Raw genomic sequence first — 26,640 nt, 5'->3', positions numbered from 1 at the left:
CAAGAGCACCGTCGAGCGGGGGCCCGCGTCAGGTGCCGACGTAGGCCGCGAGGTGCTCGCCGGTGAGGGTGGAACGGGCTGCGACGAGGTCGGCGGGGGTGCCCTCGAAGACGAGTCGGCCGCCGTCGTGGCCGGCGCCGGGGCCGAGGTCGATGATCCAGTCGGCGTGCGCCATGACCGCCTGGTGGTGCTCGACGACGATGACCGACTTGCCGGCGTCGACGAGCCGGTCGAGCAGGCCGAGCAGCTGCTCGACGTCGGCGAGGTGGAGGCCGGCGGTGGGCTCGTCGAGGACGTAGACGCCGCCCTTCTCCGCCATGTGGGTGGCCAGCTTGAGGCGCTGGCGCTCGCCGCCGGAGAGGGTGGTGAGGGGCTGGCCGAGGGTCAGGTAGCCGAGGCCGACGTCGGAGAGTCGGGTGAGGACGCGGTGAGCGGCGGGCGTGTGCGCCTCACCGGCGCCGAAGAACTCCTCGGCCTCGGTCACCGACATCGCGAGCACCTCGCTGATGTCGCGGCCGCCGAGGTGGTACTCCAGCACCGATGCCTGGAACCGCTTCCCCTCGCACTCCTCGCAGGTGGTGGCGACGCCGGCCATCATCGCCAGGTCGGTGTAGATGACGCCGGCGCCGTTGCAGGTGGGGCAGGCGCCCTCGGAGTTGGCGCTGAACAGGGCCGGCTTCACGCCGTTGACCTTGGCGAACGCCTTGCGGATCGGGTCGAGCAGTCCGGTGTACGTCGCCGGGTTGCTGCGCCTGGAGCCGCGGATCGCGGCCTGGTCGACCGACACCACGCCCTCGCCGGCCGGGATCGAGCCGTGCACGAGTGAGCTTTTCCCGGATCCGGCCACACCGGTGACGACGGCAAGCACCCCGAGCGGGATGTCGACGTCGACACCCTGCAGGTTGTGCGTCCTCGCGCCGCGGATCTCCAGCGTGCCGGTGGGCTTGCGCACCGTCTCCTTGACGGCGGCCCGGTCGTCGAAATGGCGGCCGGTGATGGTGCCACCGGTCCGCAGCCCCTCGACGGTGCCTTCGAAGCAGACGGTGCCGCCCGCCGTACCGGCACCGGGGCCGAGGTCGACGACATGGTCGGCGATCGCGATCGTCTCCGGCTTGTGCTCCACGACGAGCACCGTGTTGCCCTTGTCCCGCAGCCGCAGCAGCAGGTCGTTCATCCGCTGGATGTCATGCGGGTGCAGGCCGATGGTGGGCTCGTCGAAGACGTAGGTGACGTCGGTGAGCGAGGAGCCGAGGTGGCGGATCATCTTGACGCGCTGGGCCTCGCCGCCGGACAGCGTGCCCGCCGGCCGGTCGAGCGAGAGGTAGCCGAGCCCGATCTCCACGAACGAGTCGAGGGTCTGCTGCAGCGCGGTGAGCAGCGGCGCCACCGACGGTTCGTCGAGACCGCGGACCCACTCGGCCAGGTCGCTGATCTGCATCGCGCAGGCGTCGGCGATGCTGATCCGCTTGATCTTCGACGACCGGGCCCCTTCGCTCAGCCGGGTGCCGTCGCACTCGGGGCAGGTGGTGAAGGTGACCGCCCGGTCCACGAACTCCCGGATGTGCGGCTGCATGCCCTCCCGGTCCTTGGCGAGCATCGACCTCTGGATCCGCGGGATCAGCCCCTCGTAGGTCATGTTGATGCCCGCGATCTTCATCCGGGTCGGCTCGCGGCGCAGGAAGTCGTGCAGTTCCTTCTTGGTGAACTTGCGGATCGGCTTGTCCGGGTCGAAGAAACCCGACTCGCTGTAGAGCCGTGAGTTCCAGCCGCCCCCCGTGTAGCCGGGGACGGTGATCGCGCCCTCGGAGAGCGACTTGGAGTCGTCGTAGAGCTGGGTGAGGTCGAGGTCGGAGACCGAGCCTCGGCCCTCGCAGCGCGGGCACATGCCGCCGGTGATGCTGAAGCTGCGGCGCTCCTTCACGGTCTGTCCGCCGCGCTCCATGGTGACCGCGCCGGCTCCGCTGATCGAGGCGACGTTGAAGGAGAACGCCTTGGGCGATCCGATGTGCGGCTTGCCGAGTCGGCTGAAGAGGATGCGCAGCATCGCGTTGGCGTCGGTGGCGGTGCCGACCGTGGAGCGGGGATCGGCGCCCAGCCGCTGCTGGTCGACGGTGATCACGGTGGTCAGCCCGTCGAGGACGTCGACCTCGGGCCGCGCCAGTGTCGGCATGAAGCCCTGCACGAAGGCGCTGTACGTCTCGTTGATCAGTCGCTGCGACTCAGCGGCGATCGTGTCGAACACCAGCGAGCTCTTGCCCGAGCCGGACACGCCCGTGAACACCGTCAGCCGGCGCTTCGGGATCTCGATGCTGACGTCCTTGAGATTGTTCTCGCGCGCACCGTGCACGCGGATCAGATCGTGGCTGTCGGCAACGTGCGGCGCAGGCGACTGCGGGTCCGTCCTCGGGGCCATGCTCATCGTGTCTCCATCTGTCGAGTGGGGCCGCCTGCGCGGACTCCGTCGGCGTCGCCTGGCTGGATCCGACCAGCCCCGAGGGTAACGTCAGGTCTTCCTGTGTCGGGGCGTGGATCGCGATGTCCATGGCCGTCACGGTAGCCGCGGCTCACTCACCGGCGCTTCTCGAATCCTGACCGTTCTGGTCACCTGCTCCGACGCGCACGACGGCGTTCACGCCGGAACCGCGCCGCCGTCCCGCCGCTGGATCGTCGCCGCTGCCCGGTGGAGTTCGGTGAGCACCGTGCGTACGGCGCTCCGGGCGGCGCGTTCGGGGCGGTGGAGCACGTCGATGTGGCGCCGGGTGTGCACGCCGCTGAGAGGTCTGAGGACGAGTGCGGGGTGTGGACGCGTGGTCCAGCGGGGCATGAGGGCCAGGCCGCCCCCGGCGGCGACGGCCTCGGCGACGACCGAGAATTCGTTGATGCGATGGACGACGTCGAGCCGTCGGTTCGCGGCGCTCGCGATGGCGTCGATCGTGGCCATCAGCGGGAACCCGTCGTGAACGGTGATCCAGGGTTGGTCCGCGACGTCGCGCGGGGTCAGACGTCGTTTCGCGGTCAGGGGGTGGTCGGCCGGCAGGGCGACGTCCAGCGGTTCACGCAGCAGCGTGTCGGCGGTGACCGTGGCCGGCCACGGCGGCGCTTGGTCGAGACGGTGGGCGAGTACGAGGTCGTAGTCCCGGGTCAGTCCGGGGAAGTGGTCCTGCGCGACATCCTCGTCGGCGAGCGAGAGCCGCGGGCGTCCAGGTCCTGCCTGGCCGAGCAGCAGGAGCGGGAAGAACGCGGAGGCCGCGCTGTGGAAGGCCGCCACCGACACGCCCGCGTCCGGCTGGTCGACGAACTCGTCGATCGCGTGCCGTGCCGTGGCCATGGCGGTCTCCACCTCGATCGCGGCACGGGCCAGTGCCTGCCCGGCATCGGTGAGCACGAGCCGTCGGCCGTCACGTTCGGTGAGAGGGACCGGGATCGAGCGTTGCAGCAGCCGCAACTGCTGGGAGATGGCCGAGGGCGTCATCAACAGCGCCTCAGCGGTGGCGGTGACGCTTCCCGACTCGCCGAGCTCCCGCAAGATCTGCAACTGCCGCTCATTCACCTGCTCAGTGTAGTGATCCTTCAGGTTCGCTGAAGAATCTCGCTCTTGGCTTCAGAGTGGAAGCAGTGCAGCGTAGGGGCGTGTTCCACACCCGCCGCACTGACGCAGTGCTTCTCCTTGTCGCCATCGTCTGGGGCTCCAGCTACCTGGCCGCGAAGACGGCCACCCATGCCCTGCCGGTCCTGGTGGTGCTGTTCGCGCGGTACGCGATCTCCGCGATCGCCTGCCTCGCCCTCGTCGCCGCCCGCCGCCGGAAGGAGCGCTGCACGCGGGACGAAGTACGGGTCGGGACTGTGCTGGGGGTCACTCAGGCCGCTGTCCTGGTTCTGGAGACGTACGGTGTCGCGCACACCAGCGCGGCCAACGCCGGACTGATCATCAGCCTGACCATCGTGCTCACCCCGCTCCTGGACCGTACGACGGACAATGGACGGCTGCCTCCGCGGTTCTTCGCCGCCACGGGTGTGTGTCTGGTGGCCGTCGCCCTGCTCATGTCCGGCAGCGGCTTCCACACTCCCGGGATCGGCGACCTGTTGATGCTCGCCGCCGCGGTGGTGCGCGCGGCGCATGTCGCGCTCGTGGGACGGCTCACCAAGGGCCGCGTCGTGCGGCCGTTGCAGCTCACGGCCGTCCAGACGGGTGTCGGCTCGGCGCTGTTCCTCGTACCCGCCGCGAGCGCGCTGCCGACGCTGACCCGGGTCGATGCCGCGGTCTGGGGTCAGCTCGTGTATCTCGCCCTGTTCTGCAGCGTGTTCGCCTTCCTCGCCCAGACCTGGGCGGTGCAGAAGAGCTCTGCCAGCCGAGCCAGTCTGCTGCTGGGCACCGAACCGGTCTGGGCGGTCGTGGTCGGCGTCTGCCTCGGCGGCGAAGGGTTCACCGTCCTCGCCGCCCTGGGCGCCGCGCTCATGGTCACCGGGACGTACTGGGGACAGCACATCGAACGTACTCACCGCGCCACCCACATCGAGGAGTCCCCTTGCCGGGCAACGGCACCTACGAGCGTCTGATCAGCCTGCTCGACAGCACCGCGACCGCGTACGAACTCATCGACCACGAACCGGAGGGCACCACCGAGACGGTCAGCGCACTGCGCGGGCATCCGGTGTCCGAGGCCGCGAAGTGCCTCGTCCTGATGGTCAAGATCGACCGGCGGGTCACTCGCCACGTGCTCGCGGTCGTCCCCGGGGACCGGCGTGTGGACCTCGACGCCATCCGCACGCTGTTCGCGGCCCGCTACGTCGGATTCTGCGACGCTGCCACGGCGGAGCGACTGGCCCGGGCCGTCCCCGGCACCGTGCTGCCCTTCAGCTTCGACCCCGCACTCGAACTCGTCGCGGATCCGGACGTCGTCGCGCGGCCGTGCCTCTACTTCAACGCCGCCCGCCTCGATCGTTCACTGGCCATGTCCGGGGCGGACTACGCCAGGCTCGCCGAGCCGCGTGTCGAGCGCATCGCCGGTCCGCGCTCGGACTGAACGAGAAGGCCCCGCCTCCGGAATGTCGGAGGCGGGACGGTGTGGAGCCGTGGCCGACGCGCCGCCAGGTCGCAGCGCTGATGAACGGGGATCCGGCTGACGTACGGTTACGCCGAGTGGTCTGCGGTCGAAGTCGTAGGGGTGGGAAATGGCCGAGTTCCAGGGCGAGTTGATGCGTGCGTTGGCCGTCACCCTGAGGGAGCACTCGGCTCGGCGGGGAGGCAGGACCGCCTACGTGGACGGCCGCCGCGCCGTCACCTACCGGGAGTTGGAGGAGCGCACCGGTCGGCTGGCGGGGCATCTGGCGCGGCTCGGGGTGCGGCGCGGGGAGCGGGTCGCGATCCATCTGGGCAATCGGGTGGAGCTCGTGGAGAGCTGTCTCGGGGTGCTGCGGGCCGGGGCCATCGGCGTGCTGCTGAACCCCGGTGCGTCGGACGAGGAGCTGGGGTATTTCCTCGACGACAGTGGCGCGGTCCTGGTGATCACCGAGGAGTCGCTCGCCCCCCGGGTCGCCCGACTGGCCGCTGAGCGAACCGAGTTACGGATGGCCGTCGTCGGCCGGGGCGACCTGCCCGTCGACGAGCTCCACTTCGAGGATCTGGACGAGCTCCGCTTCCAGGATCTGCACGCCGACGCGCTCGCCTTCGAGGACCTGGCCGGGACGGATCCTGATGTGGCGCCCCGGGACGACCTCGGTCTCGACGATCCGGCGTGGATTCTCTACACCTCGGGCACGACCGGGGAGAGCAAGGGAGTGGTCTCCACCCAGCGTGCCGCCCTGTGGTCGGTGGCGGCGGCCTACGTGCCGGCGCACGGACTGCGGGAGGAGGACCGGCTGCTGTGGCCCCTGCCCATGTTCCATGCCTTCGCGCACTCGCTGTGCCTGATGGGAGTGATCGCGGTCGGTGCGAGCGCTCGCCTCCTCGCCCCGGGTGCGAGCGTCGCTCAGGCACTGGCCGCCGAGCCGTTCACCATTCTGGCCGGGGTGCCCGCCACCTATCGCCTCCTGCTGGAGTCGCTGCGGGAGACGGCGGCCCCGGTGTCCTCGTCACTGCGCCTGTGCGTCACCGGGGGCGCACCCTGTCCCCTTGAGCTGAAGGCGGAGGTCGGCCGTGTCCTGGCCGCTCCCCTGCTCGACGGCTACGGCTCCACGGAGACCTGCGGGAAGATCGCGGTCCAGCGCCTCGACGGACCCCGTGACGACGCCTCCAGCGGGCCTCCCCTGCCGGGGCTCTCGGTGCGGCTGACCGATCCGTCCACCGGTGCCGAGGTCACCGGCGGGGCCGACGGGGCCGACGGGGAGATCTGGGTCCGCGGCCCCGGGCTGATGAGGGGCTATCACAACCGTCCGGACGCCACCGCGAAGGCGTTCTCCGACGGTTGGTACCGCACCGGGGACCTGGGCCGGCTCGGCGCGAACGGCCATCTCCATGTCACCGGCCGGGTCAAGGAACTCATCATCCGGGGCGGGGAGAACATCAACCCGTCCGAGGTCGAACAGGTACTGCTGGCCCGTCCCGACATCGCCGACGCCGCTGTCGTCGGCCGACGGCACGACGTGCTGGGCGAGGTGCCGGTCGCCTTCGTCGTCCCGGGACCTGACGGGTTCGACACGGCGCGGGCGCTCGCCGACTGCCGGGAGCGGCTGTCCGGGTTCAAGGTGCCGGACGAGATCTACCCGACCCCCGCCATCCCCCGTACGCCCTCCGGCAAGATCCTCCGGTCCGCGCTCGCCGAGCAGTTGACGGAGCGGCTCGCCGCCGAACGCGCGGCCGCGTCCTCGGCGCTGCGTGAGCGGCTGACGGCCGCGTCCGACGCCGTACTGGACCTGGTACTCGACGAGACCGCCCGCACGCTCGACGTCCCCGCGCAGTGGCTCGATCCCGAACTGCCCTTCACGGCACAGGGACTCACCTCGCTCGGCGGTGTGCTGTTGCGCGACCGACTGGGCACGGCGACCGGTCTCGATCTGCCGGCGACGCTGGTGTTCGACCATCCCACGCCGGCCGCCGCAGCGGTCCTGGTGCGCGACGCGCTGCACGGCGACCGTCAGCCCGCCGCCGCGCGGACGTCCAGCGGCGGACCCCGCGTCGGGCCCAGGGAGCCCATCGCCATCGTGGCCATGGCGTGCCGCTACCCGGGGGGCGTGGAGTCCCCGGAGGATCTGTGGCGGCTCGTCGCGGACGGCACCGACGCGACCTCGGACTTCCCCACCGACCGTGGCTGGAACACGGCCGACCTGTACGACCCCGACCCCGACCGGCCGGGCACCTCCCTCACCCGCAGGGGCGGCTTCCTGCACCGGGCGGCCGACTTCGACGCGGCCTTCTTCAACATGTCGCCGCGCGAGGCGCTGGCCACCGATCCGCAGCAACGACTGCTGCTGGAGACCGGCTGGGAGCTGCTGGAACGGGCGGGCCTCGACCCGTCGGGTCTACGCGGCAGCGACACCGGTGTCTTCGTCGGCGTGATGCACGCCGACTACGGGCCCCGCCTCCTGCATCGCGGCGGACACGAACTGGAGGCCCATCTCGCCCTCGGTTCGGCGGGCAGCGTCGCCTCCGGCCGGATCGCCTACACGCTGGGGCTGCGCGGGCCCGCCGTGACCGTGGACACCGCGTGTTCGTCGTCGCTGGTGGCGATGCACTCGGCCGTACGGTCCCTGCGCGACGGCGAGTGCTCGCTGGCCGTCGCCGGCGGGGTCACGGTCATGGCCTCGCCCGGCCCGTTCGTCGCGTTCAGCAGGCTGCGCGGGCTGGCACCGGACGGGCGTTGCAAACCCTTCTCCGCGGCGGCCGACGGCACCGCCTGGGGCGAAGGCGTCGGCTTGGTCCTGCTGGAACGGCTGTCCGACGCGCGGCGCAACGGTCATCCGGTCCTGGCCATACTGCGCGGCTCTGCCGTCAACTCCGACGGCGCGTCCAACGGGCTGACCGCCCCCAACGGGCCCGCACAGCAACGGGTGATCCACGCGGCCCTCGCCGACGCGGGACTGTCTCCGGCGGACGTCGACACGGTGGAGGCGCACGGCACGGGCACCGCGCTCGGCGATCCGATCGAGGCGCAGGCGCTGCTGGCCACGTACGGGCAGGGCCGGGGCGCCCAACGGCCGCTGTGGCTCGGTTCGTTGAAGTCGAACGTCGGGCACACCCAGGCGGCGGCCGGGGTGGGCGGTGTCATCAAGACCGTCCTGGCGATGCACCACGAACGGCTCCCACGCACGCTGCACGCCGACGAGCCGTCGCCTCGGGTGGACTGGTCGTCGGGCGCCGTACGGCTGCTGACCCGGGACGAGGAGTGGCGGCCCCCGCCGGGGCGGCCCCGACGGGCTGCGGTGTCGGCGTTCGGCATCGGCGGGACCAACGCGCACGTGATCCTGGAAGAGGCCGAGACGACCACGGTTGCCGCGGTACCTTCCCGGCGCGGCGCGTCGACGCCGCCTCTGCTCCTGTCCGCCGCGAGCCCGGCCGCGCTGCGGGCACAGGCCGCGCGGACCGCGGTGGCACTGCGGGAACGGCCCGAACTCGCCCTGATCGACGTGGCGTTCACCCATGCCACCGGCCGGGCCGCACTCCCCCACCGAGCCGCCGTCGCCGCCGACGACCGCGCGGGGACGCTGAGCGCCCTGGACGCCCTGGCGTCGACCGCCGCTGCGCGCACGGCGGACTCCGCCGGTCGGTCGGCCCTGCTGTTCACCGGCCAGGGAGCCCAACACTCAGGCATGGGTCGCGAGTTGTGCGAGTCCTTCCCGGTCTTCGCCGACAGCTTCAACGCCTTGTGCGACCTCTTCGACGCGCACCTGGAACGCCCGTTGCGCTCGGTGCTCTGGGACACCGCCGAGAGCGCGCTGCTGGATCGTACGGACTTCGCCCAGGCGGCCCTGTTCACCTTCGAGGTGTCCGCCTTCCGACTGCTGGAGTCCTGGGGCGTACGGCCGGACTTCCTGGCCGGTCACTCGATCGGCGAGGCGGCGGCGGCGCACGCCGCGGGCATCCTGTCGGAGCGGGACGCCGTCGAACTGGTCGCGGCCCGGGGTCGGTTGATGCGGGAGCTGCCTGAGGGCGGCGCCATGGTGGCGCTCGACGCCACCGAGGTGGAGGTGACCCGCGAGCTGACCGACGGGGCCGTGATCGCTGCCGTGAACGGCCCGCGCGCGGTCGTGGTCTCGGGCGTGGAGGAACCCGTCCTCGCGCTCGCCCGGCGCTTCGCGGCGCTCGGGCGCCGTACGGTCCGGCTGCGGGTCAGCCATGCCTTCCACTCCCCGCTGATGGACCCGATGCTCGCCGAATTCAGCCGTGTCGTCGGCGGATTGACGTACGGTCCTGCCCGCGTTCCGGTGCTGTCGGGGCTGACGGGACGCCCGGCCGCCGGAGACGAGCTGCGGTCGGCCGAGTACTGGGTACGGCACGCCCGCGAGGCCGTGCGGTTCGGGGACGCCGTGCGCTGGCTGGCGTACGACGGGCGGGTGACCGCGTTCGCCGAGATCGGGCCGGACGCGCACCTCACGGCCCAGGCCACGACGGCTCTTTCCGAGAGCGGCGAGGACCCGCTGTTCACGGCCGCCACCCGGCGGGGCGCCCCGGAGCCGCGGACGCTGTTCGACGCGCTCGGTCGACTCCATGTCCACGGTGTGCCGGTGGACTGGCGCCGGGTGTACGCGGCCGGCGGCGCCCGACGGGTCGACCTGCCGACCTATCCCTTCCAGCGGCAGCGCTACTGGCTGTCCGAACCCGCCAACAACGCGGCAGCCGGTTCGGGCCATCCGCTGCTCACGCAGACGGTCACCGTGCCGGGCACGGAGCGTGTGCTGTGCGGTGGCCGGTTGTCCGGCGCGGCCCAGCCGTGGCTGCGCGACCATGTCGTGGGCGGCCACACCTTGGTGCCCGGGGCCGCGTTCGCCGACCTGATGCTCCATGCAGGTGACGCGTGTGGTGTCGCCGTACTGGAGGATCTCGCCCTTCTCACCCCGCTGTTCCTCCCCGCCGCCGACGACGAGTGGATCCAGGTCCAGGTGGCCCTGGGAGAGCCGGACGGCGCCGGGCGGCGCACGGCGGACGTGTACGCGCGGCCGGAGGAGTCGGGTGCGCTCGGCGCCTGGACGCACCATGCGACCGGTCGGCTCGGTCCGGCGGTGGCGGGTGTCCTGGAGCGCCCGGCCTCGCTCGGCGCGTGGCCGCCGCCGGATGCCACGGCCGTGGATCTCACCGGCGCCTACGAACGGCTGGCCACCACCGGTCTCACGTACGGGTCGGCGTTCCAGGGCGTCACGGCCCTGTGGCGGCGAGGCGAGGAGTTGTTCGCCGAAGTCGGCCCGGTGCCTCTCCCGGAGGCCCGGCGTCACGCTCTCCACCCGGCGCTGCTGGACGCCGCCCTGCATGCGGGACTGCTTGCCGAACCGCCCAGCGGACCGGCCCGGCTTCCGTTCGCGTGGCAGGGCCTGACACTGCACGCGACCGGGGCCACGGCGCTGCGCGTACGCATCAGGAACACCGGCCCGGACATGGTCGGCCTCGACCTCGCCACGCCCTCGGGTGCGCCCGTCGCCCGACTGGAGTCGATGACGACCCGACCGGTGCCGACGGCGGGGGTCGCCCCGGTCGGAGAGCTGTACAGACTGCGGTGGACCGGCGTTCCGGCTGTCGGCGAAGGACCCGTCGTCGCGGTGGCGGAACCCGACGACCTGGGGCTGGCCGCGTTCCTGCCACAGCGGGACTCGGAGTCCGGGTCCGCGGACGCTCCGGAGGTGGTCGTGGTGTCCTTGTCCGCGCACGCCGACGAGGGGACCGACCCCGCCGCCGCGGCCCACGCGCTGACCGTACGGGCGCTGGATCAGTTGCGTGCGCGGCTCGCCGGTGCCGGGCGGCTGGCCGTCGTCACGCGTGGCGCCGCCGATGCGGCACCGGACCTGCCCGCCGCGACGGTCTGGGGGTTGCTGCGGGCCGCGCAGGCCGAGTACCCCGGGCGCCTCACGCTCGTGGATGTGGACGGCCGGCCCGAGTCGCTACGGCTGCTGCCCGCCGCCCTCGGCACGGGCGAGCCCCAACTGGCCATCCGGGACGGCCTGCTGAGTGTCCCTCGGCTCGCGGCCACTCCCGGGGCGGCGGCGGACGGCTCCCTCGGCCGGGGTACCGTCCTGATCACCGGTGGCACCGGCTCCCTGGGCGCGCTGCTGGCCCGGCATCTGGTCGATAGGCACGGCGTACGGCACCTCGTGCTCGTCAGCCGACGGGGAGAGCGGGCGCCGGGGGCGCAGACGCTGCGCTCCGCGCTCGAAGGAGCGGGCGCGCGGGTGGACCTGGTGGCCTGCGACATCACCGAGCGAGATCAACTGACGTCCCTCATCAAGGAGTTCGGGCCCGACCTCACCACCGTGGTGCACACGGCCGGGGTCCTGGACGACGGCGTGCTGGAAGCGATGACCCCCGAGCGGCTGACGGCCGTACTGCGGCCGAAGGCCGACGCGGCCTGGCAGCTGCACGAGCTCACGAAGGACCTGCCGCTGTCGCAGTTCGTACTGTTCTCCTCGGCCGCCGGACTGCTGGGCAATCCCGGTCAGGCCAACTACGCGGCGGCGAACTCCTTCCTGGACGCACTCGCCCGTCACCGCAGCGCCCTCGGTCTCCCCGCGCTGTCCCTGGCCTGGGGGCCTTGGGCCGACGACGACGGGATGGCGGCGCGCGCGGGCCGGGTGCACGGCGGGGTGGTGCGCGCGGTCTCTCCGGAACAGGCGCTGGCACTGTTCGACGCCGCGCTCGGCGGCCGGGAGCCGGTCCTCGCACCGCTGCCGCTGGACCGCTCGCCGGGAGCGCTGCCCGCCGGGACCCCGGTTCCGCCGCCGTTGCGGGGGCTGCTGCGCCCTGCCCGGCCGACGGCCACGGCGATGGACGGAGTGGTGAGCGCCCTGGAGGAGGGGGTGGTGGAGTCGGAGGGTGTCGCCGGGGCCTGGCGGGAGCGCCTGGCGGCACTGCCGCCGTCCGAGCGGGCGCCCGCCCTGGTGGAACTGGTCCGCGCCGAGGTCGCCGCGGTGCTCGGTCATACGCAGGTCGATGCCGTCGACCGGGACTTCCCGGAGCTGGGTCTCGACTCGCTGATGAGCGTCCTGCTGCGCAACCGGCTGAGCCTGCTCGCGGGGATCCCGCTGGCGGCCACCGTCGCGTACGACTGGCCGAGCGCGGAGCGGCTCGCGGAGCACGTGTACGCCGAACTGAGCGGCGCCCTGGCCGACGATGCCACTGCCGCCGGGCCGCCGGAGAGCGATCGGCGTCATGAAGCGACCCGCCCCGCGCTCCCGACGGTCGAGCGCCGGCGCGGAACCGGCAGGTCGCTGCCGACCCTCTATCGGCAGGTCTGCGAAACGGGCGATGTCGTCTCCGCGATGCACCTCCTCGTGAGCGCGTCCCTCGCCGCACCCACCTTCGGCCACGACGAGGGTGCCCGGCACGCGACAGCGCCGCTGCGACTGGCCTCGGGGGCGGGCGGTCCGGCACTCGTCTGCGTTCCCGGCTTCGCCACCAACCTCGGTCGGCCCTGGTACGCGGGGCTCGCCGGCCCCTTCGACGGCGAGCGGGACGTCTTCGAACTGCGCCACCCCGGCGTCGACACCGGAGTCGCCGTGGCGCGGGACCTGGAGACGCTGGCCGAACTGCACGCCACGACCGTCCGGCGGCACCTGGGCGATCGCCCCTACGTCGTCGTGGGCCACTCCATGGGCGGTTCGGCCGCCCACGCGGTCACCGCCCGGCTGGCAGCCGGTGGCGCGCCCCCGGTCGGACTCGTGCTGGTGGACTCGTACCACGTCACCCCCGATCGGGAGGCCGAGCCCTGGCTGCTGGCGATGCCCGCCCGGATCCCCGCGGCCGTCGGCGAGCGGTTCGACGGCGCGGTGGACGATCTGACCTTGCTGGCGCTGGGCGCGTACACCCGTATGTTCCGCGGCTGGGACCCTCAACCCACCCCGGTTCCCACCCTGTTGGTGCGCGCCTGCGAGCCACTGCCGGACATGCCGGAACGGTGGCGGTCGTCGTGGCCGCTCCCCCACGACACGGTGGACACCCCCGGCAGCCATCTCGGTGTGCTGGAGGAGAACGCCCCGACGACGGCCCGGGCCGTGCGCGAGTGGATCGACGCGCTCGCTCCGGGCCGAGGAAGGACCACATGAACGCCGCGACGGGTTTCGCCGCCCGCCGCGGTGTGCCCGAACGGGCACGTGACCTTGCCTCTACTCCTCCTGAAGTCCGGCGGACGAAACGCTAGCGTCCCCTGGTGAGTATCACGACCCCCGAGTCGCCACCCGAGCCCGGGGCCGCGCGCACCCGGCGCAGACGCCGCCCCGGACCGTTCACACTGCTGGTCCTGCCGGGACTGACCGCCGTGGTGGGGTTCGCTGTGTTCATGACGGCGACGGGCCGGTTGACCACTCTTGTGTCGCCGGACCCGGGTACGAACAGCGCGGTGGTCGCGGACGGCGCGGTCGCCGAGCATGTCGAGGATGCCTACGTGCCTTGGCTGCGTGTGGCGGCCAGGACGTGCACGGTCCTGAAGCCGTCCGTCCTCGCGGCCCAGATCGAACAACGTTCCAGCTGGGACAGCGACTTCGCCACGCTCTCGGGTGAGACGGGGATCGCCGGGTTCACCGACGCGCAGTGGCGGACCTGGGGCAAGGACGAGGACGGCAACAAACGGTCCTCGCCCCGCGACCCGGTGGACGCCATCGTGGCGCTCGCCCGCGAGGACTGCGCTCTCGCCGAGAAGGCCACCCGTCTCAAGAACCGCGGAACGGTCACCGGACAGCTCCTCGACCTCACCCTCGCCGCCTACACGGTGGGCACGGACGCGGTGACCCGGGCGGGGCAGGTCCCCACGAAGGCACGGTCCTACGTCACCGAGGTCAAGGCGCTCTTCCCGCGCTACAAGACGTACGACCGGGTGGAGAGCGGGAGTTCCGGCGGCGGGACGGCGAGCGCGGTACTGGCACCGCCGCTCACCTCTCTCGTGGTCACCTCACCCTTCGGCACGCGCCAGCACCCGCTCACCGGTGTGACCAAGCTGCACACCGGCGTCGACTTCGCGGCGCCCCAGGGGGCACCGATATCCGCCGCACGACAGGGACAGGTCGTGTTCGCGGCGATGACCAAGGCCTACGGCAACCGCATCGTGATCGATCACGGCACCATCGGCGGGAAACGGGTGGAGACGACGTACAACCATCTGTCGGCCCTTCAGGTCACCTCGGGCCAGAGCGTCGACGCCGGAACGGTCATCGGGTTCGTCGGCTCGACCGGCCTGTCGACCGGCCCACACCTCCACTTCGAGGTACTCGTCGACGGCACGTACACCGACCCGATGCCATGGCTCGCCGCCGGCTCGTGACATCTCCTTGGGCCGGTCGTCGCCTGCGCGGGCAATCCCGCGCAGGAAGCGGCTGACACATCACGAGGTGGCTTTGCGCTCCTGCTCTGTCAGGGGCGGGCCTTCCAGGGGCGGCGTCTTTCGGCCGAGGTAGACCAGCGCGAGCATGTCGGGCATGAGCAGTCGGGCGGGCGGCTTCTCCATACTCATCACGTCCAGGAGGATGCGCAGCGCGTGGGGGTTGCGCGAGCCGGCGTCGACGGCCTTGTCCACGAAGGCAGCGAGGGTCCGTTCGAGCCGGGTGGGCGGCTGGTCGCTGGCGTCCGGATAGAACACGTCCTGCCCCACGGCCAGGCTCCAGGCGTTCTCGACCGGCCGCGCCGCGGCCTTTTGGACGCGCCGGGCGGTACCGGGTGCGCCGAGATCCTGTCGCCGCAGGACGTGGCGCAGGGCGATCACGCTCTGCGCGGCCGCGCTGAGCCCGTGGCCGTAGACGGGGTTGTAGCCGGCGACGGCGTCGCCGAGCACGGCGAAGCCTTCGGGCCAGCGGGCGGCTCTCTCGTAGTACCGCCGCTTGTTGGCGGTACTACGAGTGGTGATGACGTCGGTCTCTGGTTCGGCGTTCGCGAGCAGTTCACCGATGACGGGGTGCGGCAGGCTCAGGGCGAAGGGCATGAACTCGTCGTTGTCGCTGCTGGGCTGCCCGCCGCGGGATCCGGCGAGCGTCACGAGCCATCGGCCGCCCTCTATCGGGACGATGATGCCGCCCCGGCCGGGGATCCGGCGGGGATCGGCCTGGACGTTGACGATGGGAAAGCCGTCCGCGGCGCTGCCGGGCGCACGGTAGATCCTGCTGGCGTAGCCGATACCGGCGTCGACCGTGCGCTCCTGGACCGGAGGAAGTCCGAGTTCCCGCAGCCAGACGGGGGCGCGGCTGGCGCGTCCGCTCGCGTCGACCACCAGGTCGGCCGAGAGGGATGTTTCGGACTGATCCGCGCGTACACGGACGCCGGTCACCCGGTCCCCGTCGCCGAGCAGGGCGAGCAGTTCGGTCTGCTGGAGGAGGGTGATGCGGTGGTCCCGCAGAACCCTGGCGCGGATCACCGCGTCGAGGAGGTCACGGCTGCACAGGAGGCTGATGTGGCGGGCGTGGGTGAATCTGCGGAACCACTGCCCCGAGGGGGCCTTGGACACCAGGTCGGTCATGATGCGCGGTGTGTGGGCGCCTTGGTCGACGAGTTGGTCGACGATGCCGGGCAGGAGGTCATCGAGGGCTTTCACGCCGCCGGACCACAACACGTGGGCATGGCGGGCCTGTGGCAGTCCCTTGCGGGGATGTGGGCCGTCGGGCAGCACATCGCGTTCGATGATCCGCACGTCTGCGAAGTCGGCGAGCACGGCCGCGGCGAGCATGCCCGTCATCCCCCCTCCGATGACCACCGCGGTACGGCGGGAGGCAGTTCTGGCAGACGACGACATAGGGTGCACTCTTTTCTGTTGCGGGAGCGGGAGGCTCAGTCACGGCCGGCGGCCGTACGGGCGGCGGCCTGCCGTCGGGCTCGGGCGACGATCGGGGACGAGGACAGCGCGCGCGACAGCAGAACCATCCGCTGCGGTCTGGAAATGGACTCCAGGGTTCCCGCTCTCGCCGGTACCTCCGCGCGACCGTCGTGCAAGACCTGTACACGGGCCGCGGCCAGCATGGCCGCCTCGGCCACCACCGTGGCCTGGTCCGGTGATCGGACTCCGGAGGTGCCATCGGCGGCGAGTGAGGCCACGGCCTCGGCGTACGCGGTCGCGCGCACCTGGTCGTCGAGACAGGGCGCGCAGGCCAGAACGCCGTCCCAGATCCCGATCTCCTGGCGGGCCAGGCGCACGACCGGCGGATCCCACCAGCGGATGATCCCCTCGGTCGGCGCGCGCAGCGTCTGCAGCTCCGCCCAGAGGGGCTTCAGCTGTCGGTAGCGCTTCCACGCGCGCAGATTGTCGACCGCCGGCGGACCGACCCGGGGGACGGCGAAGCCGGCCGCGGTGGTGATGCCGGCGAGCATGACGAGCGGTGGGGACACGTCGGTGGAGAGGAAATCCCAGTCCACCCCGTTCCAGCGGGCGGCGATGGCCGCGTACTTGGCGATCTGGTAGCCCGCGTCGAACGTCAGGCCGACGATGAGCAGGATCAGACCGACGCGGGTCACACCGCGCACCTCTCGCAACCAGCTCACGCTCATGACGGCGAGAGCGACGGTGGCGGCCGTGTGCGCGACCATGTACAGCACGATCATTTCCCGCATGCAGGGGGTGTTGGCGTAGTACGTGTCCAGGTCCTGGGTCCGCTCCACGGGGACCTCGGCCAGGACGAACAGGACCCAGATTCCCGCGATGACCAGTGCGTAGACGCCCAGTACGAGCCGGGCGGCGCGCTGTTGTGTCTCAGGGGGTCCGCCCTTCCACCGGATCATGAGGACGAGGTAGCTCGCACTGAGCGCCGTCATGCCGGCGTACACCAGCGGGGCGCTGAAGTTCGCGACGCCGGTCGCGTCATTGACGTACCGGATCGTGGGCGGGGCGGCCAGCACGCACACGGCGGAGCCGACCAGCAGGATCGCGTTGCTCGGCGCGACCAGGGAATCCCGCCAGAGGCCCGTGCCCGCCGACAGCTTCAGTCCCGCGGCGACCAGGAGAAGAACGCCGGGTATGTAGAAGACGATGCCGCTGTCCACTAGGCCTGCCTGCCTTCCGGGGATGTATGTGGGACCGGTCGATCGGACGGCGGAATGGGCGCCGTGGCCCGCCGGGGCGTGTCCGGTGCAGGGACGGGCCGGCGCGAGGCCACGCCGTGCGGGCTCATGACGGGGTTCTTTCGTCGGCGGGGGCCGCGGCGGCCACCGCGGCCGCGCGGGCCTCCGCGACGACGCGGGACGTACGCAACGCATGCGCCACACCCATCAAGGTGGCGCGCGCCATGAGGCCCGCGGAGTGGTCGAGTACGGCGGTTTCGGCGGGCGCGCCCTCGGGGTGGACCCGAACGGCGGCGGCGATCATCGCGGCGAGTCCGATGCGGGAGGCGTCCTCGTCGCCGTGTCCCGCGGACCGGGCCGCTGCCTGCGCCCGGGCGCGGATCCGCTCGTCGAGATGCGGGCGAAGGAGGTTCAGTCCGTCCTGAATGCCGGCCTCGCGCCTGGTGAGCCGCACGGCGTACGACGAATACCAGGGGATCGGAGCGGCGAGCGGACTCCCGGGGGAGGCGGCGTTGAGTTCGTGCCACAGCGGGCCGAGCCGCCGCCAGGTCACCACGGTGTGCCAGAGCAGGCCCAGCCGCGGCCCGAACAGCGGCACCGTGAAGCCGACGGTGGCGACGGTGGCGGCCAGGCTCGCCATGCCGGGCGCCAGGCTGGTGCTCAGCACGTCCCAGTCCCCGCCGGTCCACCGCGCCGCCACCGCGGTCAGCTTCAGGGTGCTGAAGGACAGGTTCAGCAGCCATCCGGCCACGAGGAGCCACAGCCCGGCCCGCAGCCATCCGCGCACCTCCAGCGCCCAGCGCCAGCACAGCGCCGTGGTGGCCACCGCCGCGGTGATGTGACCGAGCAGGTACAGCGCGATCATCTGCCCGATCCAGGGCGTGGTGGCGTAGTAGGTGTCGAGATCCGTACGGCGCTCGACGGGGGCGTCCCCGGCCACGAACAGGACGATGATCAAGGTGATCAGCACGCTGTAGCCGATCTGCCAGAGTCGGGCGAGTCGGCGTACGTGGTCGGCCGGGCCGCCGCGCCAGTGAAGGATCAGCAGCAGGCAGGCGGCGCTGTAGGCGCTGACGATGACGTAGTCCAGCGGGGCGGCGAGGTTCGGGATGCCGCTCGCTCTGTTCACGGCGGCGACCGTGGGCGGGGCGGCGAAGAGGAATCCGGCGCCTCCGAGGAAGATCACCCAGCAGACCGAGCGGACCAGGGGGTCGCGCCGGGTTCGGATCAGATCCGGCAGTTTCACTCCGAGGCCGGCCCACAGGGCCAGCGCGGGTATGTAGTAGCGCGAGGCGTTCACGTCTCAGACCTGGGACCGGCGCTGTCCCAGTGAGGCGCCGATCCGGCCGGCGATCTGGGACCGGTCCGTGGCGAGGCTGCCCGGTTCTCCTTCCAGCCAGATCCGCAGATGCGTCACCGCTCGCAGGGCGAAGGTCTCGGCCTCCTGCTCCGACCGCTCGTGGAACTCGGTTCGCGCGGCCACGGCCCTCACCGTCCGCTGCACATCGGCCCGGTCGCTCAACACGCGTGCGGCGACGGGGACCCCGGCGGCGTGGTGGCCACAGTCGCCCTTGATCATGTGCCAGATCTCGTGGCAGAGAATGGCCAGTTGGTGGACGGGCGCTGCCCGCTTGTCGATGAGGACGATGTCGTGGTCCGGCATGTCGAGCCACAGTCCCGTGGCGGTGCGGTGCGGGAACTCCTCTTTGAGGAGGACGACCTCACGGCCTCGGATGTCGGCGACCACGGCGATCAGCGCGTCGAACAGCGCGTCAGGAGCGGCGGGTACGGGCAGACTCACTCCGTCGGCCAACTGGCCGATCAGGTTCCGCATCTCCTTGGCTCTGCCTGTGCGCACCGCTCTCCCCCGCGAACTTCAGCATGGGCCACCGTCGCACGGCGCCCACCGATCCCACCCTGCCTGCACCCACCCGGCCGAAGGTACGCCCAACTCGGCCTGTCAATATGCCAAACAAGGTGCCTTGTCGGCCACGCCAGGCTCTGCGGTGTGCAGCAAGCTGAGGGGGATCAAATACCGATCAAACGGGATACACACGCATCCGGTCCTGGCGCATCCGATGCGTTCCGGACGCGCTCCGGCCCGCGCACAGGACGCCTGCCGGTGGCCGCGCCCGGCGGACGGCGCGGCGTGGGGTTCCCGCCCAGGGCGGCGACGCGCCTGCGTACGACCGTGTACCCCCATGATCAGTGCCCTTCGGTGTGCGAACTGTCCGACCCCGAACCCCGTACCTGCTGAGCGTTTCTGCGCTGCAGGATGGTGTCGATCCAGTCAGTCACCAACTGAAGCTCTTCTTCGGCCAATTGCGGGGCGCGCGCGGCCAACTCCCGCAGCCCGTGCGTACTGCGCAGCCGAGCCATCGGATCGTCCGCCTCTCCCTCCAGGCCGCGCAGGACGGGCTGGAGGGCGTTGTCGAGCGAGGCCTGCGGTTCGGCGGAGAGCCAGCCGTTGGGCTGGCCGAAGAAGAACGACTCGATGCCGGCCTGGGTGGATGCCAACGGGCCACCGGAGCGGGCCGGGCGCCGCTCCCCCGTCTGTCGCGAGGGCACCTGCTCCGAGGGCACCTGCGGCGAGAGCGCCTGGCGCGAAGGCATCTGCGGCGAGGGCGTCTTCCGGCGGCTGTTGACGAGGTTCGACAGGGATGCCCTGGAGGCCCCGTAGGAGGCGGCGATCTCGTCGTAGGAGTGGCGGGTCCCGTCGGGGCGCAGGCGTGTCTCGCGCAGGTGCACGATGCGGCGGACGATCCGGTCGGTGATGTCCTCGACGGGTGGCTCCTCGCCGTCTAGGAGCATCCGGACGACGTCTCGCGGGACGCCGCTTTCGTTCGAGAGCTGTTCCACGTCGAGCACGTCGTCGCGGCTCTGCCCGTCCCCGATCAGCGAGCCGATACGGCTGAGGGTCTCGGCGAGCGCTCGGCGCGTCTGTCTCACCGGCAGGTCTCCTGGTGTCGGACGGGGGGAACTGCACGTTGACTTCCGAGACTTTAGCCGCTGCCGAGCCCGGCCGGCCAGAGCGGAAGATACTCCAATAGCCGTACTCGGCTAGAACAGTTGACATGAATGACGGGGGATTGCAGGATCACGACACGACGTGCGGACCGGTCGTCGCGCCGCGGGGATGGGGGAGCCCGCGTGCGCTCCGACGCGGGTCCCACGGAGTGTTCCGGGCTGCGGCGGTACACCATCACGGGGTGTGCGGTCGCAGCCCGGGCCAATTTCCCGCCGACGTCGGCCGCGTCGCGCCGAAGAGCCGCGTCGCGCGGATGAACCGAGTCGCGCGGATAAACCGAGTCGCGAGGAGGCGGCAGCGCGCGCAGGCGGCATCGGCGGGCGTTGCCCGGACAGCAAGCGCTCTCTAGACTCTCGTGCGATGGACGCGGAAACCGCTCTCGATGACGCCTACTTCGACTACTGCCCCTGGGACTTCGTGGACCGTGCCTCCGCCGGGCAGCGGGCCGCGCAGGACGCGCACCAGCAACGGCTTTCGGAATCAGGCGTGCGCCTCGGGCCGCGTTGCTACGTCTCTCCGGCCGCCGGGGTCTTCACCGACACACTGCGCCTGGGCGCCGACTCCTACATCGCCGGGCACGCCTACGTCACCGGTGAGGTGACCGCGGGCGACGACTGCACGGTCAACCCGTATGCCACCGTCCGGGGCCGGATCACGCTCGGCGACGGGGTCCGGATCGGCGCGCACAGTTCGCTGCTCGGCTTCAACCACGGCTTCGCCCCCGACCGGCCGGTGCACCGGCAGCCCCTCACCGGCAAGGGCATCACCGTCGGCGACGACGTGTGGATCGGCTCGCACGTGGTCGTAGTGGACGGGGTGACGATCGGCGACCACTGCGTCGTGGGCGCGGGCGCGGTCGTCACCAAGGATCTGGCGCCGTGGACGGTCGCGGCGGGCAACCCGGCCCGCCCCCTGCGCGATCGCCGCTCCCAGAGCGGACCACGACGGGATGGAGCGGTCTCGGGCGATCTGCCGGGCGGATTCTCGGGCGATCTGCCGGGCGGACTCTCGGACGACCTGTCGGGCGGCCGCCCGGGTGACCCGTCAGGCGACTTGGGGGACGCCGTCGCCCGGTTCGCCGACCGGGCCCGGGCGCAGGCCGCCGATCTCGTCGCCCGGTGCTGGAACCCCGACACCGGCCGTTACGCCGACCGGCCGGGCGCTCCCGCGACCGTTCGAGCGCACTGCGACGCCGTCGAGATCGCCGATCTGCTGCTGGACTCCCCTCCGGAGCAGTTGGCCACCGACGAACACGCCGCGCGGCTGCGCGCCCTTCAGGATCCGGGCAGCGGGCTGGTACCCGAGTTCGCTCCGGACGGCGGTCCGGGGGTGCTTCCCGCCCCGGCCGCCGACGGCTGGATCGATGACGGCACCGCCGAGTACCACGTGCTGGCCGTGGGCTACGCCCTGGACCTGCTGGGCTCCGCCTCACCCAACCCGTGCACGTGGTGCGCCGCATGACGGCCGGTCAGCTGCTCGCCCGGCTGGAGTCACTGCCGTGGCGGACGCGGACCTGGTCGGCCGGCGCGTGGGTGGACTGCTGGGCGACCGGCGCCCATCGCAATCTGGAGCTCGGCGTCCAGGACGGGGAGCCGGGCGCGCTGGAGGCGCTGTTCGGCTGGCTCACCACACGGGTGGACCCGTGGACGGGGATGTGGGGCACCGCCGGGTCGCCCGCCGCGGATCGGCTGCAGCTGGTCAACGGCTACTACCGGCTCACCCGGGGCTCCTACGCCCAGTTCGGGCTCGAAGTGCCGTACGCGGAGCGGGTCGTGGACACCGTACTGGCCCATGGCCGCGATCAGCGCTGGTTCGCGGCCGGCCGGGAGAACGCCTGCAACGTGCTGGACGTGGCCCATCCCCTGTGGCTCGCGGGACGGCGCAGCGGGCATCGGGCGGCCGAGGTGCGGTCGTGGGCCGAGGAACAGCTGGCGCGGGCGCTGGGGCGCTGGCGGGACGGCGCCGGATTCGGTTTCGGTCCCGCGGGCGAGGGCGGTGGGGGTCCGGGCCGCGAGCCGGGGCTTCAGGGCACCGAGATGTGGCTCGCGATCGTATGGCTGCTCGCGGATCTGGCGGGCGTGGCGGACCGGCTCGCGTACCGGCCGCGCGGCGTCCATCGCCCGGAGCCGGCCCGGTCGCCGGGGTTCGCGACGCCTCGGTAGCCCGCGCGGAACGCCGCGTCCTTTGGGGGCGTGCGCCTACGGTTGGGCCGCGCGGTGCGCCACCCCCTGGCATGCTGCTCCCATGCCGACGCCCACACAGCCGTCCTCGTCCGCCGAAGCCTCCGCCACCTCGGTCGACGGCCTGCGCATACAGGCACGTTCGGTGGGCCAGCGCATACACGGCGCCGGGAACGTCCTGCACGACGTGTCCCTCGACGTCGCGCCCGGTCGGCTCACCGTGATCGCCGGGAGCAGCGGAGCGGGCAAGACGATCCTGTTGCAGACGCTCGCCGGGCTGCGCGCGCCGACGGCGGGGACGGTCCTGCACGACGGGGCGCAACCCGGCCCACCGGGGCCGGAGTTCGGGTTCGTTCCGCAGGAGGACATCATCCACCGCGAGCTGCCGCTGCGCCGGACGCTGGTGTACGCGGCGGGCCTGCGCATGCCGCCGGGCACGACGCCCGAGTCCGTCGCGGCGGGCGTGGACCGGGTCCTGGAGGCTCTCGGTCTCTCCTCCCGGGCGGCGACGCCCGTACGTGCGCTGAGCGGCGGGGAGCGCAAACGGGCCAGTATCGCCGTCGAGTTGCTCACCCGCCCCCGCGTGCTCTTCCTCGACGAGCCCACCTCCGGGCTCGACCCGGTGACCGGTGCCGCCCTGCTGCGGACCCTGCGCGCGCTGGCCGAGGACGGCACCACCGTCGTCCTCACCACGCACACGCTCGCCGATCTGCTCCGCGGCGACCAGGTGGTGTTCCTCTCCCCCGACGGCGAGGTCGCGTACGCCGGTGAACCGGGCTCGCTGTCCGGGGCGTTCGGGGTGGGCACGGTCGAGGAGGTGTACGAGGCGGTGGCCCAGGGTGTACGCGTCGAGCGCGCCGTGCCGCCGGACGACGTACGCCAGGCCGACACACCGTCACCTCCCGTTCCCCTCCGGCGTGTCGGCGCCCTGCGCCAATGGGCGCTGCTCACCCGTCGCGGTACCGCACTCCTCCTGCACAACCGGCTTTCGGTCGCCGTCCTTGCCGGTTCGCCGGTGATGATCGTGGCGATGTTCGCGGTGCTGTTCCGGGCGGGCGCTTTCGATCGCGCGGCGCCCGACCCCGGATCGACCGCGATGATCATGTTCTGGATCGCGTTCGGCGCGTTCTTCTTCGGCCTGACGTACGGGCTGCTGCAGATCTGCACGGAGCTGCCCGTGCTGCGCCGGGAATGGCTGGCCGGGCTGCGGATCGGCCCCTACGTCGCCTCGAAGCTGACCACCATGCTGCCGGTGCTCGCGGTCGCCGACGTGCTGCTGCTGGTGGTGCTGCGGGCGCTGGACCGGCTGCCCGCGGCCGGATGGGGCACGTACGGTTCGCTGTTCGTGTCGAGCGTGCTGGCCTCGGCGGCGGCCCTCGCGCTGGGTCTGCTGGCCTCGGCAGCGGTGACGGAGCCGGGTCAGGCGACGCTGATGCTGCCGCTGCTGTGCTTCCCGCAGGTGCTGTTCTCGGGGGCGTTCGTGCCGGTGCCGCGGATGACCGGTGCCGGGGAGGCGATCAGCTGGGCGATGACCAACCGGTGGGCGTTCGAGGCACTGGGCAGCGGGGTCGGCCTGGAGTCGCTGTGGCGCACGGGCGCGTCGCCCCTGGGACCGCCGCTGCTGGACTCGTACGGGGACTCGTTCGGTCATCCGGCGAGCCGCGGCTGGCTGATCCTCGCGGGGTTCGCCGTGCTGTTCCTCGCGGTGACGTGGGCGGTCCTGGTGCGCAAGTGCCGGGAGGGCGCGGTACGGAGCCGGGCGGGTCACTGAGCGGCTGTCACCCCCGCCAGACCCTCAGCACCCCACCCGAGCCGCCAGCCCCGTCACCCCCGGCACCCGGTCGCGGTAGGTCTGGGTCACGAACGTCAGGAACGTCTCGATGTCCCTGGGCTGGGACGACACGCCCAGGGAGATGCGGACGGCACCCGCCGAAGGCAGCCGCAGCAGGTCCAAGTACTCCTCCATCGAACCGAGTTGCCTGCCCGCGGCCGAGCGCAGCCGGCGCAGCGGCAGTGCGAACGCCGCCTCTCCGGCACCCGGGTTGCAGAAGCAGCCGGTCCGCAGCGAGATGCCGCGCGCTGCGCTGTCACGGGTGACGACGCGCTCGTCGACTATCCGGCCGTCCGCACCCAACAGGTTGAGCGCGACCGTGCCGCCACGGGCCGCCCCGGCGTCCAAGGGGCCGTACACGCGGGCCATCGGGGAACCGTCGCTGTGGCGCAACGCCCTCAGGCCGGTGAGCAGTTGGCCGGTGAGGCCGGTGACGTGGGCGTGCACCCGGTCCATGCCGAGGCGGTCGATCCACTCCAGCCCGGCGGTGACGTCCGGGACGGACAGGAAGTTCACCGTGCCGTCCTCGAAGGCCGCCTCGTCGTCGGCGAGGACGTGCCACTGCGCCTGCGCGCTGACCGCGTAGATCGTGCCACCCGAGAACCAGGGCCGGCGCAGCTTGGCGAGGGCCTCCCGGCGGGCGATCAGACTGCCGATGCCGGTGGGGTGGCCGAAGACCTTGTACCAGCTGACCACGGTGAAGTCCGGGTGGAACCGGCCGAGGTCGAGCGGGTTCGTCGGCACGAAGGCGGCCGCGTCCAGCAGGACGTCGTAGCCCTGCTCCTGCGCCCGCGCGATCCACTCCAGCGGATGCTGGACGCCGGTGAAGTTGCTCTGGGCCGGGTAGGCCAGCAGCCCGCGCGGTCCCACGCCGTCGCGCCGCCCCCGGCGGCTCAGGCGGCTCAGGCGGCTCAGACGGCTCAGATGACGCCCGGGACCGCGTCCGCGCGCGGTCAGCGCGTCCCACAGCCGTTCCTCCTCGATCCGCAGGCCGGGCCCGCTCACGGGGACGTACGCCGCCGCGGCTCCTCTGGCCCGCGCGTACTCGCGCAGACCGTTGACCGAGTTGTGGTTGTCCAGCGACATCACCAGCCTGCTGCCGCGCACGAACGGATACGCCTCGCCTACCAGGCGCAGCGCGCCCGTGGCGTTGGGCGTGAAGATCACGGCGTACTCGGCGGGGTCCGCGCCGAAGTGCCGGAGCACCGCGCGGCGGGCCTCCGCGAGCAGCAGTCCCGAGGCGCGGGAGGCCGGGCTCTCGGAGTGCGGGTTGCCGAATAACCCGCCGGTGATCCGTTCGGCACTCCCCGTGACGAGCGAGCGTGGCGGAAGCCCGGCGCCCGTGTGGTCGAGGTAGGTGTGGCCGCCCTCGTCGAGGTAGCCGAAGTCGCGCGCCCGCAGCCCGGCGAAGACGTCCGTGCCCCCGTCGCCGGCGGCAGTGCCTCCGGAAGCCTTTTCGGTCGCGCGTATGTGGCCGCTGCCCGGTGCTTTGTCCATGAGTTCCCTCCGCCCGGCCGGTCCTTCCCCACGCCCCGGACCGACCCTCCATGAAGCTTCACCAAAGGTATCCGTACGGACGGGCCTCTCCCCTGTGCCACGCCATCGAACAGTGATTGGGTGGGCGCGGCCATACCGTTCGAACCGCAGGAGAACCCCGCAGTCATGAGCAACGCTTACACGTACGAGTACAAGGTCGTCACCTTCCGGGAGTCGCTCATCGGCGACGCGCTGGACAGCGACAAGCTGGAGAAGGTTCTGAACAAGCACGCCGGGGACGGCTGGGCGCTCAAAGCGATCACGTCCGCCGATGTCAAGGGCCGCATAGGCCCCGGCGCGGTGGAGGGGTTGCTCCTGACCTTCGAGCGACCCCGAGCATAAATCCGTTTATGCCCGTTCATGTCTTTGTATGGTGCGTAGGAGGCCGAGGCGGGGGATGCTGGAGCTGATGAGACAGCGGATCCGCGGGTACTCCTGAGCCGTCGGAGGCCTTCCGGTGCGGAAGGCCTCCCCGGGCTGGGCGGGTGCCGGTCGCGTGCCGTACGCCACCGACGTCCCGGAGTACTCGCGTCCAGCCGCTGCAGACCAGTGAGGTCAGGACGGTACAGCGATGAAGAGCGACGGAACACTCGACCGCGCGGTTGTCTCCAGCCACTCGGTGTTCGGAGCGCCCTGCTGGGTCAGCCTGGCCACCCGCGATCTGCGGGCCGCGCAGGATTTCTACCACGCCGTACTGGGCTGGGAGTGGCACGCGGGGAAGCTGGGCAGGGAGTACCGGTTCGCCCGGGTCAACGGGGTGCCGGTCGCCGGCGTCTCGGCGATGTCCGGCTTCGGAGGGAGGGTGGCCACGTGGACCCCGTACTTCGCGGTGGCGAGTGCGGACGAGACGGTGTCCCGTAGTCAGGAGCGCGGGGGTACGACCGCGGTGGGGCCCATCTCGTTCCCGCCGGGCCGGGCGGCCCTGCTGGCCGACCGGGACGGAGCGGTGTTCGGC

The 26,640-nt window shown here is 71.9% G+C and carries 15 protein-coding genes and 1 pseudogene; 8 read left to right on the top strand and 8 right to left on the bottom strand.

Features of this window, described 5'->3' with window-relative positions:
• Positions 1-28 precede the first annotated feature (28 nt).
• Both AQJ27_RS41950 and AQJ27_RS41945 read right to left on the bottom strand, forming a co-directional pair.
• Positions 29-2,419, bottom strand: coding sequence for an ATP-binding cassette domain-containing protein (locus AQJ27_RS41950; protein WP_067381293.1), 2,391 nt, complete (start codon positions 2,417-2,419; stop codon positions 29-31).
• A gap of 210 nt (positions 2,420-2,629) precedes the next feature.
• The gene (locus tag AQJ27_RS41945) at positions 2,630-3,550 is read right to left on the bottom strand and encodes a LysR family transcriptional regulator (RefSeq protein ID WP_067381290.1); all 921 of its coding nucleotides are present in this window, start codon (positions 3,548-3,550) and stop codon (positions 2,630-2,632) included.
• Positions 3,551-3,630: 80 nt separating this feature from the next.
• Between AQJ27_RS41945 and AQJ27_RS41940 the strand changes: the two genes are divergently transcribed.
• From AQJ27_RS41940 to AQJ27_RS41925, 4 genes are all read left to right on the top strand, one after another.
• Positions 3,631-4,557, top strand: a complete 927-nt coding sequence (locus AQJ27_RS41940) for a DMT family transporter (protein WP_096240331.1) — start codon at positions 3,631-3,633, stop codon at positions 4,555-4,557.
• Complete coding sequence (locus AQJ27_RS41935; protein WP_067381279.1) at positions 4,527-5,024, top strand: YbaK/EbsC family protein; 498 nt, start codon at positions 4,527-4,529, stop codon at positions 5,022-5,024. The genes AQJ27_RS41940 and AQJ27_RS41935 overlap by 31 nt, the downstream gene beginning before the upstream one ends.
• A gap of 148 nt (positions 5,025-5,172) precedes the next feature.
• Positions 5,173-13,182: a type I polyketide synthase gene (locus tag AQJ27_RS41930; protein ID WP_067381275.1), complete on the top strand. Its 8,010-nt coding sequence runs from the start codon at positions 5,173-5,175 to the stop codon at positions 13,180-13,182.
• A 110-nt stretch (positions 13,183-13,292) separates the two neighbouring features.
• Entirely contained in the window at positions 13,293-14,393 is a 1,101-nt protein-coding gene (locus AQJ27_RS41925) for a M23 family metallopeptidase (RefSeq protein WP_079065670.1), read from the top strand.
• A gap of 60 nt (positions 14,394-14,453) precedes the next feature.
• Here AQJ27_RS41925 and AQJ27_RS41920 read toward each other — a convergent pair whose 3' ends face one another.
• The 5 genes from AQJ27_RS41920 to AQJ27_RS41900 all read right to left on the bottom strand — a co-directional run bounded on the left by AQJ27_RS41920 (position 14,454) and on the right by AQJ27_RS41900 (position 20,059).
• Positions 14,454-15,851, bottom strand: a complete 1,398-nt coding sequence (locus tag AQJ27_RS41920; RefSeq protein WP_067381268.1) for an FAD-dependent oxidoreductase — start codon at positions 15,849-15,851, stop codon at positions 14,454-14,456.
• 35 nt (positions 15,852-15,886) lie between these two features.
• Positions 15,887-17,092 carry a DUF6545 domain-containing protein gene (locus tag AQJ27_RS41915; protein WP_079065661.1) on the bottom strand — a complete coding sequence of 402 codons (1,206 nt, stop codon included), beginning with the start codon at positions 17,090-17,092 and terminating at the stop codon, positions 15,887-15,889.
• A 124-nt stretch (positions 17,093-17,216) separates the two neighbouring features.
• Positions 17,217-18,410 carry an MAB_1171c family putative transporter gene (locus AQJ27_RS41910; protein WP_067381265.1) on the bottom strand — a complete coding sequence of 398 codons (1,194 nt, stop codon included), beginning with the start codon at positions 18,408-18,410 and terminating at the stop codon, positions 17,217-17,219.
• A gap of 3 nt (positions 18,411-18,413) precedes the next feature.
• On the bottom strand, positions 18,414-18,968 hold the full coding sequence (locus AQJ27_RS41905) for a toxin-antitoxin system, toxin component (protein WP_235613808.1): 555 nt from the start codon (positions 18,966-18,968) through the stop codon (positions 18,414-18,416).
• A 347-nt stretch (positions 18,969-19,315) separates the two neighbouring features.
• Positions 19,316-20,059: a hypothetical protein gene (locus tag AQJ27_RS41900; protein WP_067381259.1), complete on the bottom strand. Its 744-nt coding sequence runs from the start codon at positions 20,057-20,059 to the stop codon at positions 19,316-19,318.
• Between the two features lie 439 nt (positions 20,060-20,498).
• Here AQJ27_RS41900 and AQJ27_RS41895 point away from each other — a divergent pair.
• Both AQJ27_RS41895 and AQJ27_RS41890 read left to right on the top strand, forming a co-directional pair.
• A pseudogene (locus AQJ27_RS41895) lies at positions 20,499-22,300 on the top strand (acyltransferase).
• Between the two features lie 82 nt (positions 22,301-22,382).
• Positions 22,383-24,089 (top strand): ATP-binding cassette domain-containing protein, encoded by a 1,707-nt coding sequence (locus AQJ27_RS41890; RefSeq protein WP_079065660.1) that lies wholly within the window; start codon positions 22,383-22,385, stop codon positions 24,087-24,089.
• A 24-nt stretch (positions 24,090-24,113) separates the two neighbouring features.
• Here the strand turns inward: AQJ27_RS41890 and AQJ27_RS41885 are convergent, their stop codons facing one another.
• Entirely contained in the window at positions 24,114-25,646 is a 1,533-nt protein-coding gene (locus tag AQJ27_RS41885; RefSeq protein ID WP_067381255.1) for an aminotransferase class V-fold PLP-dependent enzyme, read from the bottom strand.
• A gap of 165 nt (positions 25,647-25,811) precedes the next feature.
• Between AQJ27_RS41885 and AQJ27_RS41880 the strand changes: the two genes are divergently transcribed.
• Together AQJ27_RS41880 and AQJ27_RS41875 are read left to right on the top strand one after the other, a co-directional pair.
• Positions 25,812-26,027, top strand: coding sequence for a DUF4177 domain-containing protein (locus AQJ27_RS41880; protein WP_067381461.1), 216 nt, complete (start codon positions 25,812-25,814; stop codon positions 26,025-26,027).
• Between the two features lie 229 nt (positions 26,028-26,256).
• On the top strand, positions 26,257-26,640 hold a 384-nt coding region (locus AQJ27_RS41875), incomplete at its 3' end, for a VOC family protein (protein WP_167552145.1).

The sequence above is a fragment of the Streptomyces olivochromogenes genome (genome assembly GCF_001514115.1).
Taxonomy (GTDB): Bacteria; Actinomycetota; Actinomycetes; order Streptomycetales; family Streptomycetaceae; genus Streptomyces; species Streptomyces olivochromogenes.
Note: the sequence above shows the minus strand (reverse complement) of the source record. Positions and strands in the feature narration are given on the sequence as shown.

What these genes read in the sequence shown, in the direction of transcription:
- AQJ27_RS41890 (WP_079065660.1), top strand. Translation starts at nt 22,383, where the DNA reads ATGCCGACGCCCACACAGCCGTCCTCGTCCGCCGAAGCCTCCGCCACC.
- AQJ27_RS41920 (WP_067381268.1), bottom strand. Translation starts at nt 15,851, where the DNA reads ATGTCGTCGTCTGCCAGAACTGCCTCCCGCCGTACCGCGGTGGTCATC.
- AQJ27_RS41880 (WP_067381461.1), top strand. Translation starts at nt 25,812, where the DNA reads ATGAGCAACGCTTACACGTACGAGTACAAGGTCGTCACCTTCCGGGAG.
- AQJ27_RS41885 (WP_067381255.1), bottom strand. Translation starts at nt 25,646, where the DNA reads ATGGACAAAGCACCGGGCAGCGGCCACATACGCGCGACCGAAAAGGCT.
- AQJ27_RS41950 (WP_067381293.1), bottom strand. Translation starts at nt 2,419, where the DNA reads ATGAGCATGGCCCCGAGGACGGACCCGCAGTCGCCTGCGCCGCACGTT.
- AQJ27_RS41930 (WP_067381275.1), top strand. Translation starts at nt 5,173, where the DNA reads ATGGCCGAGTTCCAGGGCGAGTTGATGCGTGCGTTGGCCGTCACCCTG.